This is a genomic window from Pseudomonas sp. 5P_3.1_Bac2 (assembly GCF_025465995.1).
Classification (GTDB): Bacteria; Pseudomonadota; Gammaproteobacteria; order Pseudomonadales; family Pseudomonadaceae; genus Aquipseudomonas.
In genome coordinates, this window is record NZ_JANLNY010000006.1 from 1,213,711 (window position 1) to 1,229,287 (window position 15,577).

The window sequence follows — 15,577 nt, forward strand, 5'->3', positions numbered from 1 at the left end:
GGGCTTAAGCGCTTTGCAATAACTGGCTCAGCACCGCCCGCAGCTTGCCCGGCTTGACCGGTTTATTCAGCAGCGGCATGCCCAGTTGCGCCAGTTGCCGGCGACATTCATCGCTGCGATCCGCGCTGATAATCACCGTCGCAATGGGCTGGGCAAAGTGCTGCCGCAGTTGCTCTACCAAAGTGCAGCCGATGAGCCCTTGGTCCAGGTGGTAGTCGGCCAGAATCAGCTCGGGAGCCTGCCCGTCCAGCGCCTGTAACGCCGCCGTGTAATCACTGGCGGTCAACACCGTGCAGCCCCACTGTTCAAGCAACGCCGACATGCTGTGCAGGATGCTCAGCTCGTTATCAATCACCAGCAAGCGCCGCCCCGGCAACGGGTCACCGAGACTCAGCGGAGCGGCCTTGGGTTGCGCGGTTAAGGGCGCGCGTACCGTCTTGGCCAAAGGGACGCGGATGCTAAACGTCGAGCCCCGGCCCGGCTGTGAGCGGACCTTGATCGTGTAGCCCAGAATGCCGGCGATACGCTCGACAATGGCCAGGCCCAAACCGACGCCTTTACGCTCAGCGGCGCGCTCAACATTGAGCTGGTTAAACTCAAGAAAGATCGCCTGCAACTGATCCTGGGCAATGCCGCAGCCGCTGTCGCACACCTGCAAGTCAATAAAATTGCCACGCCTGCGCGCGCCCAAGAGGATGCCGCCCTGCTGGGTGTAACGACAGGCATTGCTTAAAAAGTTACGCAAAATCCGCGTCAGCAGGCGCAGGTCGGTGCTGATAGCAACATCCGGGCCGCGCACTCTTAAGCGCAGCCCGGCAGCCGCCGCTAAAGGCTCGAACTCCGAGGCCAGTGGCTCAAACAGCTCGGCCAAACTGTAGGTGTCGATATCGGCCTTAATCGCCGCTTGATCCAAGCGCGAGATGTCGAGCAGATCGGCGAGTAAGTCCTCGGCGCCCTCCAAGGCCTGATGACTGCGCTCCACCAGATTTTGCTCACTGGCCGGCAGACTGCGTTCACGCAAGGTGGAGATCAGCAAACGCGCGGCATTGAGCGGCTGCAATAAGTCGTGGCTGGCTGCCGCGAGGTACTTATCCTTGCTCAGATTGGCCGCTTGGGCGGTGTCGCGGGCTTCACGCAGAGCCTGTTCGATGCGCTCGCGCTCGGCGATCTGTAAACGCAGGTTGTGGTTGGCCTGCTCCAGTTCGGCGGTGCGGGCGCTAACACGCTGTTCCAGCTCATCATTGAGCTGCTGCATGCGCAGCTCGGCCTGCTTGCGCGCCGTGATGTCGGCGACAAAACCTTCAAACAAGCCGGCCTCATCGGGCTTGAGCAGCAAGTTCATCAGCACCTCGATCACGCTGCCGTCCCGGCGGCGCAATTGGGTTTCGTATGCCAGCAAAGCGCCAGTGCTGTTGAGCTCGGCCTCGATATGCAGCAGCTCGGCGGCACCACCGATAAACAAATACTTAGCCAGCCCGCTGAGCGACCACAGCACCTGCTGCGGATCGTCATAGCCGAGCATGCGCGCCAAGGCGGGGTTGGCGGACAATAAACCGTGCTGCATGTTGGCCTGGAAGATGCCATGCACGGCGTGCTCAAACAGCCATTTATAGCGGTTGCGCTCGGTCTCCAGCTCCTGCAAACGCTCCTGTAACTGCGGGTAGTGGCTCTTACGGGCGGATTGACTGCCGAGGCCCAACAGCCCGGCCAACGCCTCGTTGTGCTTAGGCGAGGGATCAGAGTGCCTCGGCATACACCACCTCAACGTCACGCTGACTGGACTGCCTGGGGTTAGTCAAAATGCATGGATCTTCCATGGCGTGGCGCGACAAAAACGGAATGTCGCTGGCGCCCACGCCATGCAGTTTGAGGGTCTCGGTAAAGCCCACGGCGCGCTTGAACTGCACCAGATACTCGACCAGGCGCTGGCGCACCTGCTGGTGGTTCAGACCGCGGGTATCCAGCCCCAGGGTTTGCGCCACCAGACGAAAGCGCTCCGGCGCAGCGCTGTAGTTAAACGCCACCACGTGCTCAACCAACGCCGCGTTACACATGCCATGGGGCAGATCGAGAAAGCCGCCAAGGCTATGGGACATGGCATGCACTGCGCCGAGAATGGCGTTAGAGAACGCCAGGCCAGCCTGCATGCTGCCCAGCATGATCTTCTCGCGCAGGGCGATATCGCTGGGGTTGGCGATCATCTGCACCAGGTTGCCATTGATCAGGCGCATGGCCTCCAGGGCGTGGGTATCGGTCAACGGCCCGCTGCCGGTGGAAACGAACGCCTCAATGGCATGCACTAAGGCATCGATGCCGGTACAGGCGGACAGAAATGGGTCCATGCTCAGGGTGGTTTCCGGGTCGATCAGCGATACATCCGGCACCACGGCCTTGCTGACGATGGAGAACTTCATCCGCTCTTGCTGGTTGGAGATGATCACAAACTGCGAGACGTCGGCCGAAGTACCCGCCGTAGTGGGGATTAGAATCAGCGGCGGGCTCGGCACGCGGATGGTATCGACCCCTTCAAATTCCAAAATGCTCCGCCCATGGGCGACTGCGATACCGATGCCCTTGGCACAATCCATAGGGCTGCCGCCACCGATGGCGACGATGCCATGGCAGTTATGGCTGCGGTAGAGTTCGGCGCCCAGCATCACCTCTTCCACCCGTGGGTTGGGGGAAACTTGGGTGTACAGGCAATAGTCGATGTGCTGCGCTTGCAGACTGGCTTCGATGTCGGCCACCCAGCCGGCCGCCACCACTCCCGGGTCGGAAACCAACAACACTTTGCGCGCGGCAAAGTTGCTGACGTAGTTGGCGACGTTATGTCGGCAGCCGGCGCCAAAGATAATTTCAGGCGATACGAATTTACGTAGCTGGCTGATCGCGTGGCTCATACTTCGGCCTATTTCTTGTTGTTATCTGTAATGGCTCGCCAGCCTACTCAATTTGTAACTTTATGCAATTGGCTGTTGGTCCTGCCCCTCGCAGTTGCCGCTTAAAGGTAGCGTTGATAAAAGGCCAGCTCACGGTCTAGGGCATCGGCCAGATTCTCCGCCTGGCGAAAACCATGGCGCTCCTCGGCATAGGTGATTGACTCCACCTCCACCCCCTGCTGCTGCAACGCACTGACCATTTGCGCGGTTTGCTCAGGCAGGACCACGGCGTCCAAGCCGCCTTGAAAGAAGATTACCGGCGCGCGAATCGCCGCAGCGTGCCGCAGAGGCGTACGCGCGGCATAGCGCTGCGGATGCTGCAGCGGATCACCGATTAACCAGTCCAGGTAATCGGCTTCAAATTTATGGGTGGTGGCGCGCAAGCGCAGCGGATCACTCACCCCATAGAGACTGGCACCGGCACGAAACACCCGGCTAAAGGCCAAGGCGCACAGGGCGGTATACCCCCCAGCACTGGCGCCGCGAATAAACGCCCGCTGCGGATCAATCAAATCACGCGCGGCCAGATGGTCAACCAGCGCCTCGGCATCCGCCACCTCCGCCTCGCCCCAGGTGCCGTGCAAACTTAAGCGATAGGCGCGGCCAAACCCGCTGCTGCCACGATAATTGAGATCCGCCACGGCAAAGCCGCGCTGGGTCCAGAACTGGATGCGCGGGTCGAAGGCTGGGTAACAGGCTGAGGTCGGGCCGCCATGCAAAAACACCAACAGTGGCGGGCGCTGCAAGGGCTGCGCAGAGCAGCGGCTGTTGTGCGGTGGATAGAAAAAACCATGGCACAACTGGCCGTCAGCAGTGGGATAGTTCAAAGGCTCGGGCGGCGAAACCTCAGTCGCTGGCAAAGCACAAGGCGTGCTGGCCAAGACCCGCAGCGCGCCGCTGCTGCGCTCTATCGCCAAGATGTTGCTGGGGCGCAGCGGGCTGGCGGCAATGACATAGAAATACTGCTCATCCATGGCCAGTTGGCGAAAGCGGCTGTATTCACTGGCTAAGCGACGTTGTCCGCCGGCCAATTCATGGCTGTCCAGCAGCCAGCCGTAACCACTGTTGAAGCCACTGAGCAGCATGCCTTGGGCAAACACCTGATAACTGCGCGCGCCCATTTGCCAGGGTGCCCCGGCATGGTCGCAAGGTTTGGCTGGCAGTGGCTGGAGCAAGCCACTGCCAGCCTGGGTTTCACGCCAGGGCTGCCAAAAGCCATGGACATCGCTCATGACCAACAAACGCTGCTGGGGGTCGAATAGCGGCTGTTGCAACGCCTGATCCATGGCCTGCCCCGCCACTGTCTGTGGCGCCGACCAAGTTCCATCGGACAAGCGCTGGGCCACACACAGACGCGTCGCGAGCCAAGGCTGATATGGCCGATCCCACTCGATCCAGGCCAGCCGCTGGCCATCGCCACTGAGGGTCGGCGCGCTGTAAAAGTCGGCGCCCTGCGCCACCACCTGGCGTGGCTCACCAGCGCAACTTAAGGACACCAAACGATGCACGACGGCTTGATCGCCGTGCTCTTCTTCGACAGCCAGCACGGCATGCAGCAGGCGGTCGTAATTGAGGTCGCCGTAACGGCAGTGCAACAGCCGGCTGATGGGCTGCGGCTCGCCCCCCAAGACTTGCCAGTAGACTTGCTGATCGGCTTCGTTGACCCAAGCCAAACCGAGATCGGACAGGCAGAAAGCGCCGCCGCCGTACTCGTAAACCCGACTGCGCACTGAGACTAAATCGGGGCTCAGACACTGGCGCTGCTGCGGCGTCCAGCGCCATAGCCTGGTGCGGCCATCGGCGGGATCAAACTCCGACCAGACCAAGCCGCCCAGCCCGGCGCGCAGTTCGGCAAAGTCACGCCCTGCTGCGGCAGCCGCCAAGCTGCTCCAATCACTCGGCCAGTGGCCATAAGGCTGTGCAGGCATCGTGCGACTCCCTCAAGGGCGACAAGGTTAGGCTTTACAAATCAGCTTAGAGGCCTGTTCGTTGCGCATGCGCAGGCTCGCCAGACTGCCAGGGGCCTCTTCGGCCTGCTGCCTGGCAGCCAATATAAGTCCATGATGGGGCGATTTACTACAGACCGGGTCCGCATTGCTGGCGTCGCCGGTCAACATATAGGCTTGACAGCGACAGCCGCCGAAATCGCGCTCCTTCTCGTCGCAGGAGCGACATGGCTCGGGCATCCAGTCGTAGCCACGAAAGCGGTTAAAACCAAACGACTCACGCCAGATGTGAGCAATGCTGTGTTCGCGCACATTAGGGAACTGCACCGGCAACTGCCGCGCGCTGTGGCACGGCAAAGCAGTGCCATCGGGGGTGATGTCGAGGAATAGATTGCCCCAGCCGTTCATACAGGCCTTGGGCCGTTCCTCGTAATAGTCCGGGGTGACGAAAATCAGCTTGCACGGATGCTTCTGCGCCGCCAGCTTGTCGCGCCACTGGTTAGTGATGCGCTCGGCCCGCGCAAGTTGCGCTTTGGTCGGCAACAGACCGGCGCGATTGAGCTCAGCCCAGCCGTAGAACTGGCAGGTGGCCAGCTCAACAAAATCCGCCTCCAACTCCAGACACAGCTCGATGATGCGCTCGATATGGTCGATGTTGTGCCGATGGGTGACGAAGTTCAGCACCATCGGATAGCCATGCTTCTTCACCGCCCGGGCCATGGCCAGCTTGTGGGCGAAGGCCTTCTTGGAACCGGCGAGGAGATTATTCACCTCCTCGTCCGCGGCCTGAAAACTGATCTGGATATGGTCCAGCCCGGCCTCGCTAAAGCTGGCGATACGCTGCTCGGTCAAGCCAATGCCGGAGGTGATCAGGTTGGTGTAATAGCCCATGTCCCGCGCCGCTTTGATCAGCTCGGCCAGGTCCTGTCGCACCAGCGGCTCGCCACCGGAAAAGCCCAGCTGCGCGGCGCCCAACTCGCGGGCCTGGCGGAACACCTCGATCCACTCAGCGGTGCTCAGCTCTTGACCGTGCTGGGAAAAATCCAGCGGGTTGGAGCAATACGGGCACTGCAACGGGCAGCGATAGGTCAGCTCGGCCAGCAACCACATCGGCGGCCCTGGCGGAGTTGCGGCTTTATTGCAGCTCGATCCAGAACTGAGCACTGGCGACCTCCATAAAGGCGAGGATGTCTTCATCGATGCCCGGCACGCCGGGGAAACGCGCGCTCAAGCTGGCGATGATCTGCGCCACATTGCTCTGCCCGTCGACCTGTTTGAGGATCTCCCCGGCGCTGTCGTTGAGCTTGATCATGCCCTCGGGATAGAGCAGCACGTGACAGTTCTGCACCGGCTCCCACTGCATACGAAAGCCCCGGCGCAGCTTGGGCACTTGCTGCAACATGGCCCCAGTCATGGGGCGATCCCCCGGTGCCAGACGCGCTCGCTGGTGACGCTGTGGTACGGCGCACGATTCAGCTCATAGGCCATGCTCATGGCATCTAACATGCTCCACAGCACGTCGAGCTTAAATTGCAGAATCTCCAGCATGCGCTGCTGCGCCGCGTAAGTGTTGTAGTGCGCCAAGGTGATCCGCAGGCCGTGCTCGACATCACGCCGCGCCTGGGTCAGGCGCGAGCGGAAGTAGGCGTAGCCATCCGCCTCAATCCAGGGGTAATGGGCCGGCCAACTGTCCAGCCGCGACTGGTGAATCTGCGGGGCGAACAGTTCCGTCAGCGAGCTGCTGGCCGCCTCCTGCCAACTGGCGCGACGGGCGAAATTGACATAAGCGTCCACAGCAAATCGCACGCCGGGCAGCACCAGCTCTTGGGAGAGGATCTGCTCGCGCTGAAGCCCCACCGCCTCGCCTAAACGCAGCCAGGCCTCAATACCGCCCTCATCGCCCTGCTTGCCGTCGTGATCGAGGATGCGTTGCAGCCACTCGCGGCGGGTGTCGCGATCCGGGCAGTTGGCCATGATCGCCGCGTCTTTAAGCGGGATATTCAGCTGATAGTAAAAGCGGTTGGCCACCCAGCCCTGGATCTGTTCGCGGCTGCAGGTGCCGGCATACATGGCTTGATGGAACGGGTGATGGATGTGGTAGTAAGCCCCTTTCGCCCGTAGGGCTTGCTCAAACTCAGCGGGGCTCATGGCCGTCTGACCCATGGCGACTCCTGATTTTTATAATTCGATAGCCATGCCGTCCCACGCCACCTCAATGCCTTGCGCATTCAGCTGCGCGCGCTCAGGCGAGTCGATGTCGAGGATCGGGTTGGTGTTGTTGATATGGATAAGGATCTTCTGCGCCGCGGGCACCTGGGCTAATACCTCAAGCATGCCGCCGGGGCCGCTTTGCGGCAGGTGACCCATGCTGCTGCCGAGCTTGTCGCCGACTTCGCTGACGATCATTTCGTCATCGCGCCACAGGGTGCCGTCCACCAGCAAACAGTCGGCGCGGCGCATCCAAGCCAGAAGTTGCTCATCCACTTGGCCGAGGCCTGGGGCGTAAAACAGCTTGCCGCCCGTGCGCCGGTCTTCAATAAACAAACCGATGTTGTCGCCCGGATGGGGGTTACCCCGGTGCGGCGAGTACGGCGGCGCGCTGCTGAGCAGCGGGATCGCCGTGATGCTTAGGTGTGGGCAAGCCGGGATGCTAAAGGGCTCGGCATTCAGGCCGATCAGGTGGTGCTCGAGGCCACCGTGCCAGTGGCTCAGCATATTGAACAGCGGAAAACCGCTGCTCAGGTCCTGGTGGACCATTTCCGTGCACCACACCTGATGCGGACAGCCTTCGCGCAGGGTCAGCAGGCCTGTGGTGTGGTCGATCTGGCTGTCGAGCAGGACGATTGCGGCAATGGCCGTATCGCGCAGCCGCCGTGCCGGATTGAGCGCGGGGAAGGATTCGATCTGGCTGCGGATATCCGGCGAGGCGTTGCACAGAATCCAGTCCACACCGTTATCGCTGATGGCAATCGACGACTGCGTGCGCGATTGCGCCCGCACACTGCCATCGCGCACTCCGGCGCAGTTACGGCAGTTGCAATTCCACTGGGGGAAACCACCACCGGCGGCCGAACCGAGAATGTGGATGTACATGGCAGAAATCCAAATGAGGATGCCCCGGCGAGCCGGGGCAAAGATCGATCAACGATTGGCGAAATACATCGTCACTTCGAAGCCAATACGCAGGTCGGTAAACGCGGGTTTAGTCCACATGGCGCGGTCCTCTTTTTATCGACGCCGGCGAATTCCGGCTGCCTCATTAAGCGCCCTGCGCCTGCATGGCCAAATGGTACTTTGGAAGTAGATTTGCCTTTCATTGGTAGCAAGCAGTTGAAGGCAAAGGAGTTTTTTAGACGATAAAAAGGCAGTATCAGACCGCTTATTGGTGCGTTACGCCGCTACGCGGCTTACACACCCTACCTAGCGTCGGCCTCCCTCGCGTAGGGTGCAATCGCCGCACAGGCGCTTGCACCGAGGGCACTTTTGCGCAGGCAATAAAAAACGCGGCCGAAGCCGCGCTGCTTTGCTGAAGGGTCACCAGCACAACCGCCCAAGGGCAATTTGCAGAAAGGAGGCTGGCGTATTGGAGCGAATACGCCAGCTGGCACAATGCTGTACTTAGAAGAAACCCAGCGGGTTGATGTCGTAGCTGATCAGCAGGTTTTTGGTTTGCTGATAGTGGTCGAGCATCATCTTGTGAGTTTCGCGGCCCACGCCGGACTTCTTGTAACCACCGAATGCGGCGTGCGCCGGGTACAGGTGGTAGCAGTTGGTCCATACGCGACCGGCTTTGATGCCACGGCCCACGCGGTAGGCGCGGTTGATGTCGCGGGTCCACACGCCAGCGCCCAGACCGAACTCGGTGTCGTTGGCAATCGCCAGGGCTTCGGCTTCGTCTTTAAAGGTGGCCACGCTGACCACCGGACCGAAGATTTCCTCCTGGAAGATACGCATTTTGTTGTGGCCCTTGAGCAGGGTCGGCTGGATGTAATAACCAGTCGCCAAGCCACCTTCGAGCTTCTCGACGCCACCACCGGTAAGCAGTTCGGCGCCTTCTTGCTGAGCGATCTCGAAGTACGAGAGGATCTTGTCGAACTGCTGCTGGCTGGCCTGAGCGCCGACCATGGTGTCGGTGTCCAGCGGGTCGCCGCGCTTGATCTGTTTGATCTTCTTCATGACTTCATTCATGAAGGGCTCATAGATCGACTCCTGCACCAGCGCACGGGATGGACAGGTGCAAATCTCGCCCTGGTTAAAGAAGGCCAGCACCAGACCTTCAGCGGCCTTCTCGATAAACTCAGGCTCGGCGCGCATGATGTCTTCGAAGAAGATGTTCGGCGACTTGCCGCCCAGCTCCACGGTCGACGGAATGATGTTTTCAGCCGCGCACTTCATGATGTGCGAGCCCACCGGCGTCGAGCCGGTGAAAGCGATTTTGGCGATGCGCTTGCTGGTGGCCAGGGCTTCACCGGCTTCGCGGCCAAAACCTTGCACCACGTTGAGTACGCCCTTAGGCAGCAGGTCGCCGATCAGCTCCATCAGCACACTGATGCCCAGCGGGGTTTGCTCGGCAGGCTTGAGCACGATGGCGTTACCGGCGGCCAGCGCCGGCGCCAGCTTCCAGGCGCCCATCAGCAGCGGGAAGTTCCACGGGATGATCTGCCCCACTACGCCCAATGGCTCATGGAAGTGATAGGCCGCGGTAGTGTCGTTGATTTCAGCGGCGCTGCCTTCTTGGGCGCGCAGGCAACCGGCGAAGTAGCGGAAGTGATCGGCGGCCAGGGGGATGTCGGCATTCAGGGTTTCACGCACGGGCTTGCCGTTGTCCCAGGTTTCCGTCACAGCCAGCAGCTCAAGGTTTTGCTCGATACGGTCAGCGATTTTCAGCAGGATCAGCGAACGCTCTTGGACCGAGGTACGCCCCCAGGCATCGGCAGCGGCGTGAGCAGCGTCCAGCGCCAGGTCGATGTCTTCACGACTGGAACGGGGAAACTCACCAATTACCGAGCCGTCCACCGGGCTGGTGTTGGTGAAATAGCTGCCGTTTACCGGCGCGACAAACTCACCGTTGATGTAGTTGCCGTAGCGTGGCTTGAGGGTCAGCAGTGCACCTGCGGTACCGGGTTTGGCGTAAAGCATGGGAAAAAACCTCTCTGGTGGCGGAGCCTGCTCCAGTGACGGGAGCAGGTCATGACTGGATCTTAGAAAGGCACCAAAGGCGCAGGTATGCGCCCATGGCACAAAACCTCTCGTCATTTGGTAGTAGAGCCGCAAGCCTTGATTGCCCGGCTATCTACGCAGCATCAGGGCAGTTCAAGGCGGTATTCGCGGCCATCACCGTCAACCCAGTGTAGACGCAGTGGACGCTGCGCGAGGGGCAGTAACAGCCGCCAATACGGGTTGACTGACAGTCCATCAAAAGGTTCGACCTGCATCAATACGGCTTTAGCCGTAGACAGCGTGAAGCTTTGCGGCAGATGACGGGGGATCAATCCACCGTCTTGATCAGGACGCAACCCCGTCTGCATCGGGTGCTGCAGCAAGGTGCGCAGCTCCAGTTCCGCCTCACCGGCAAGCCAGCCTTGAATCTGCCCGGTGTTGCGTGGTTCAGCTCGCGGCTGCGGGTCCAGACAGCTGCTGCCGAGCACCTCCACCGCTTGTGCGGCCAACCACAATTTGCCGTTGGCATCGCGGGCCAACAGCAGCAGTTTTTGCGTGCGGGATAAGCGCACTCGGGTGCTTAAGCGCAGCGGCTCGGCCCAACTGTTGAGCTGGATATCGGCAATCCGTGGCTCATCCTCAGCGCTGCGCAAAAGCCTCAGCGACACTGGTGCAGTGGCGCCCTGCAGGCTGATGTCGATGGGCACAAAGGCGCCGTCTTCGACCCAGGCTGGCGCCGCCATTGTTAAGCCCGCAGGTTGCGGCGCGCGGCCCGCTAACCACGGCTCGAGCCATGGCGCCGCCTGGCCCCAGTCGCTGCCTGCACTAAGCATGGGCACGCCAGATAAGGCCAGGGCCAATAGCCAGATGCCGATGCAGCGCCGCCGCACTCGGCAGTTGCTTAGCTGGCCGTGCATCATCCCCAGGCATCCGCCGTGATGCTGTGGTACCAAGCCTCAGCCATGACGGCTTCTTTGGCCCGTAACTGCGCGTTGCCATCCAACGGGCTCAGGCTCAGGCTGCCCGCCACCTCGGCCAAACGCTGGTGTTGCAGCTCATAGTTGGCCGCAATCGATACCGCGCGCCCTGGTGCCAAGGCGCTGTAACAGGTATTACGCAACGGCGCGGCGGCGGGCGCGCTGCCAGCCAGATCCGCCAACAGCGCCGCCACCGCCACCTTGGCCTGGGCATTGGCGCTATAGGCGGATTTGGGCATCGGCGCGGCGATGCAGCAATCGCCAATGGCATAAACCTTGGGATGGACTTGGCTCTGAAAACTCGCGGCGTGAATCGGCACCCAGCCACTGCGATCCACCAACCCAGCCTGCCGTGCGATGTCCGCCGCTTGCTGGGGCGGGATCAGGTTGACCACGTTGCCCTGATGACGCTGACCAAACTCACAGATCAACGTACGCCTTCGCGCATCCACCTCCACCACGCGCCCGCCCTCGGCGCGGCTGAGCCATTCGATACGTTGCGCATGCAACTGCTGCCAGCTCTGCTGAAACAGCGCCTGCTTGGAGAAGCTGTCTTTGCTGTCGAGGATCAGCAGCTTGCTGCGCGGTTTATGCAGGCTCAGATAGTGGGCAATCAAACTGGCCCGCTCATAGGGCCCCGGCGGGCAGCGATAGGGGTTATCGGGCACGCTGATCAGCACCACGCCGCCGTCATCCATGGCCTGCAATTGCCGGTGCAACAACGCGGTTTGCGCACCGGCCTGCCAAGCGTGGGGCAGCAACTGCGCGGCGGCTTGATCGTAGCCAGGCAGAGCCTGCCAGTTCATGCTGATGCCGCAGGCCAACAGCAAGCGGTCGTAAGGCAACACCTCGCCGTTACTCAGCAGCAGGCGGTTTTTAGCTAAATCGATATGCGCGGCGCTTTGGCGGATATGCCGAATACCGGCGTGCTGCAAGCGCTGGTAACTTTGGCGAAGGCTGTTAAGCGGCTGCAACCCCGCGAGCACATGGTTGCTAAACGGACAGGTATAAAACTGCGTTTTCGGCTCGACCAGCAGCACCTCAAGCTCGGGGGCTTGGCGCTTGAGATAACGGGCAGCAGTCGCACCGGCAAAACCGCCACCGACCACCACCACTCGCGCCCGGCCAATATTGGCTTGCACTGTGCTCGGCAACAGCCATGGCAGCAGACTGAGGCCGGTTAATAGATGACGACGCGTGAGGTTTGGCATGCTGGATTCCCCCAACTGGTGTGGGCAGCACGCTGAAGCAAGAACAGACCTAGCAGTATTGGTCTTTAGACCTAATGACTTAGCACCAAAGACGGACCTGCAGGCTGCAAGCGCCTGCGCGGCGCTTACACCCTGCCTAACGCAGGCGCGGTTAACCCCCAGGGGGTGTTGGCTGCGCAGCGCTGGAACTCATCACGGCCGAAGTACAACCCATCAAGCCGCGAAACCACCATCCACGGTCAATGCCGCACCGGTGACCATGTTGGCTTCGGCGCTGGCCAGCCAGGCAACCATGGCCGCGACTTCTTCGTCTTTCACATGGCGTTTGATCGCCATAAAACTGTGCATGAAGTCTTTGCGCGGGCCATTGGCTGGGTTCATATCGGTGTCAGTCGGGCCAGGCTGAACCACGTTGACGGTGATGCCACGCTCGCCAAAGTCACGCGCCAAGCCTTTAACCATGCCTTGCAGCGCCGACTTACTGGCCGCGTAGGCAGAGGCATTGCCCATGGGGATGCGATCGGCGTTGGTCGAGCCAATCAGCACGATGCGGCCATTGTCCGGCATGTTTTTCGCGGCGCTGACCGCAGCGTGATAAGACGCATTGATGTTGACCTGGAACAGGTAGTCGATCTCCACCGGGCTGATTTCCAACGGGTTGCCCGTGCGCAGCACGCCGGCGTTGGCCACCAAAACGTCGATGGCGCCAAGCGACTCAATGGTGGAGATCAATGCGGTGCGGTCGGCGCTGTCCAAATGCAGCGCTTTGCTGCCGGTTTGTGCAGCCAGTTTTTCCGCCGATTCGCGGGAGTTGACATAGGTAAAGGTGACGTGGGCGCCCTGTGCCGCGAAGCGCCTAACAATAGCCGCACCAATGCCACGGCTGCCACCAAGAACTAAGACTTTGCTGGGTTTGTTAGTGGATGAACTCATGGTTGTATCTCCAAGGGATAAGAGCTTGATCTCAAGCGTTTTAGCGACGTTAAAGCACTGACTTGGCAGCACGGGTAAGCACGTGCTGCGTCATAAATCTGTAAAGGTTGACCTGAATTGTCGGACCTTACGACCATTTATGTACTGATCGATACATATGAAGCCAGAGCCGGCAAAATCGGTCAAACGCTTTGGGGATGAACGGTCAGTAAATCGCGGATAACCCCCTGAAAACCCTCAAGCTAGAGCGCCCGTACGGGTTTGTCTCGCGCTGTTTGATCAGGCTAAATCGCCTCCAGAGTGCTCACCGAGACTGCCGCGCTTGAGCAGCAAGAAGAGCGGCCCTCACCCGCCTTGCGCTTAGCTCAGTCCATACAAAGCAGGCGCCAGAAACGCCAATGGCCGGCAAATGCCGGCCATTGGGTTAACGCTGACGCCTCAGCTCATTACTTTTGCCCGACCAGCTCTTTGGGCAGTTTGAAGGTCCAGAGCATGCCGCCTTGGTTGTAGTCCTTGACCCGCTTGGCCACTTCGCCGCCCCACAGCGGCACGGCGCCACCCCAACCGGACAGCACGGAAACGTATTGTTCGCCGTCCATTTCCCAGGTTACAGGCGAGCCCAGTACGCCGGAGCCAGTCTGGAATTCCCAGACTTTCTCGCCGGTTTTGGCGTTAAAGGCCTGCAAAAAGCCTTCTGGCGTGCCGGTAAACACCAGGTTGCCCTTGGTGGTCAGCACCCCGCCCCACAGCGGCGCGTAGTTGGTGTGGCGCCACACTTCTTTGCCGGTTTTCGGGTCGATGGCGCGCAGCACGCCGATGTACTCCTCGTTCAGCGGTTTGATGGTGAAGCCGGCACCGAGGTAAGCCGCGCCTTTTTTGTAGGCGATGTCTTCGTTCCAGATGTCCATGCCCCACTCGTTGGACGGTACATAGAACAGACCGGTGTCCTGACTGTAAGCCATTGGCATCCAGTTTTTCGCACCGAGGAATGCCGGCGCCGAGAACACGCTCTTGCCCTTCTCTTGAGCGCTTGGTGAGCCAGGACGGTTGCTGTCGTCGTAGATCGGCCGGCCATTCTTATCCAAGCCTTTAGCCCAGGTGATCTTATCCACGAAGGGGAAGCCGCGAATGAACTTGCCGTTGGTGCGATCCAAAACGTAGAAGAAACCGTTACGGTCAGCCGAGGCCGCGGCCTTGATGGTTTTGCCGCCCTCTTGGTAGTTGAACGAGATCAGCTCGTTGACGCCGTCGAAGTCCCAGCCGTCATGTGGCGTGGTCTGGAAGTGCCACTTGATGCTGCCGTCTTCCGGGTTCAGCGCCAGGCGCGAGGACGAGAACAGGTTGTCGCCAGGACGCAGGTGCGAGTTCCACGGCGCCGGGTTACCCGTGCCGAAGAACAGCAGGTTGGTTTCTGCGTCATAGTAGCCGCCGAGCCAAGGCGCCGCGCCACCGGTCTTCCACAGGTCGCCCGGCCAGGTTTTACCGGCTTCGCCACCGCTGATGCCATTTTCCACGGCCTTGCCATCTTTGTAGACGTAGCCCATGTGGCCTTCCACAGTCGGGCGGCTCCACAGCAGATCGCCGTTTTTCGGATCATAGGCTTCGATTTTACCGACCACGCCGAACTCACCACCGGATACCCCAGTGATCAGGCGACCATTGACCACCAACGGTGCCGCGGTGATCGAGTAACCGGCTTTGTGATCGGCGACGTTTTTGCGCCACACCACTTTGCCGGTGTCTTTGTTCAGTGCCACCAGTTTGGCATCGAGGGTGCCGAAGATCACCAGATCGCCATACAGGGCCACACCACGGTTAATCACGTCGCAGCAAGGACGGATATCGTCCGGCAGACGCGCATCGTATTGCCACAGCTCACGGCCGGTGCGCGCATCCACCGCGAATACCCGAGAGTAAGAGGCGGTCACGTACATCACGCCATCTTTGACCAGCGGCTGGGCTTGTTGACCGCGTTGCTTTTCCCCACCGAAAGACAGGGCCCAAACCGGGCGCAGCTGCTTGATGTTGTCGGTATTGAGTGTGGCCAGCGGGCTGTAACGCTGCCCCTCAAGGCCCAGACCGTTGGTGACGATCTGGTCAGTGGTCTTGCCATCGTTGAGGATTTCTTGGTCAGTCACAGCCAGGCTCGGCGCGGTGTGCGCAAGCATGGCCAGACATAAGGCACTGAGCATCAAGGGCTGACGAAAAGCGGAGTGTTTCATGCGGCTACCTCTGCGGGTTCATTGTTAGCGCCGGGAAATTTTCCCGATCTGGCACAGATTCTTCGGTGCCGGGGGCTGCGCAACAATTGATCGCAGTGCCGATTTAGCTACTTCCTTGGTAGCAATACTGCCCTGCAGGCCACGGCTGCCGTGCGCGTTGAGACGCTTGGCGGAGCCTCACCGCGAATC

General features: G+C 60.6%; 13 protein-coding genes. All 13 read right to left on the reverse strand.

Going from position 1 to position 15,577, the window contains the following annotated elements:
• Positions 1-4: 4 nt before the first annotated feature.
• The 13 genes from NTD81_RS09700 to NTD81_RS09760 all read right to left on the reverse strand — a co-directional run bounded on the left by NTD81_RS09700 (position 5) and on the right by NTD81_RS09760 (position 15,388).
• Entirely contained in the window at positions 5-1,753 is a 1,749-nt protein-coding gene (locus NTD81_RS09700) for a NahK/ErcS family hybrid sensor histidine kinase/response regulator (protein WP_262181968.1), read from the reverse strand.
• Entirely contained in the window at positions 1,737-2,900 is a 1,164-nt protein-coding gene (gene ercA, locus NTD81_RS09705; protein WP_262181969.1) for an alcohol dehydrogenase-like regulatory protein ErcA, read from the reverse strand. Before ercA ends, NTD81_RS09700 begins: the two co-directional genes overlap by 17 nt.
• 101 nt (positions 2,901-3,001) lie before the next feature.
• Positions 3,002-4,867 (reverse strand): alpha/beta hydrolase family protein, encoded by a 1,866-nt coding sequence (locus NTD81_RS09710; RefSeq protein WP_262181970.1) that lies wholly within the window; start codon positions 4,865-4,867, stop codon positions 3,002-3,004.
• A 27-nt stretch (positions 4,868-4,894) separates the two neighbouring features.
• Positions 4,895-6,049 (reverse strand): pyrroloquinoline quinone biosynthesis protein PqqE, encoded by a 1,155-nt coding sequence (pqqE, locus tag NTD81_RS09715; RefSeq protein WP_262181972.1) that lies wholly within the window; start codon positions 6,047-6,049, stop codon positions 4,895-4,897.
• On the reverse strand, positions 6,021-6,299 hold the full coding sequence (gene pqqD, locus NTD81_RS09720) for a pyrroloquinoline quinone biosynthesis peptide chaperone PqqD (RefSeq protein ID WP_262181975.1): 279 nt from the start codon (positions 6,297-6,299) through the stop codon (positions 6,021-6,023). The genes pqqE and pqqD overlap by 29 nt, the downstream gene beginning before the upstream one ends.
• Entirely contained in the window at positions 6,296-7,048 is a 753-nt protein-coding gene (gene pqqC / locus NTD81_RS09725) for a pyrroloquinoline-quinone synthase PqqC (protein ID WP_262181976.1), read from the reverse strand. The genes pqqD and pqqC overlap by 4 nt, the downstream gene beginning before the upstream one ends.
• Before the next feature lie 15 nt (positions 7,049-7,063).
• Positions 7,064-7,978: a pyrroloquinoline quinone biosynthesis protein PqqB gene (gene pqqB / locus NTD81_RS09730; RefSeq protein ID WP_262181978.1), complete on the reverse strand. Its 915-nt coding sequence runs from the start codon at positions 7,976-7,978 to the stop codon at positions 7,064-7,066.
• Between the two features lie 48 nt (positions 7,979-8,026).
• Positions 8,027-8,098, reverse strand: coding sequence for a pyrroloquinoline quinone precursor peptide PqqA (gene pqqA / locus NTD81_RS09735; protein ID WP_003253598.1), 72 nt, complete (start codon positions 8,096-8,098; stop codon positions 8,027-8,029).
• A 405-nt stretch (positions 8,099-8,503) separates the two neighbouring features.
• On the reverse strand, positions 8,504-10,024 hold the full coding sequence (locus NTD81_RS09740; RefSeq protein ID WP_262181981.1) for an aldehyde dehydrogenase family protein: 1,521 nt from the start codon (positions 10,022-10,024) through the stop codon (positions 8,504-8,506).
• Positions 10,025-10,188: 164 nt separating this feature from the next.
• A complete protein-coding gene (locus NTD81_RS09745; RefSeq protein ID WP_262181982.1) occupies positions 10,189-10,965 on the reverse strand; it encodes a thiosulfate oxidation carrier protein SoxY in 777 nt (258 codons plus the stop codon).
• On the reverse strand, positions 10,962-12,233 hold the full coding sequence (locus tag NTD81_RS09750) for an NAD(P)/FAD-dependent oxidoreductase (RefSeq protein ID WP_262181984.1): 1,272 nt from the start codon (positions 12,231-12,233) through the stop codon (positions 10,962-10,964). The genes NTD81_RS09745 and NTD81_RS09750 overlap by 4 nt, the downstream gene beginning before the upstream one ends.
• Positions 12,234-12,446: 213 nt before the next feature.
• Entirely contained in the window at positions 12,447-13,166 is a 720-nt protein-coding gene (gene bdcA, locus NTD81_RS09755; protein WP_262181985.1) for an SDR family oxidoreductase, read from the reverse strand.
• A gap of 446 nt (positions 13,167-13,612) precedes the next feature.
• Positions 13,613-15,388 (reverse strand): methanol/ethanol family PQQ-dependent dehydrogenase, encoded by a 1,776-nt coding sequence (locus NTD81_RS09760; protein WP_262181986.1) that lies wholly within the window; start codon positions 15,386-15,388, stop codon positions 13,613-13,615.
• Positions 15,389-15,577: the final 189 nt, after the last annotated feature.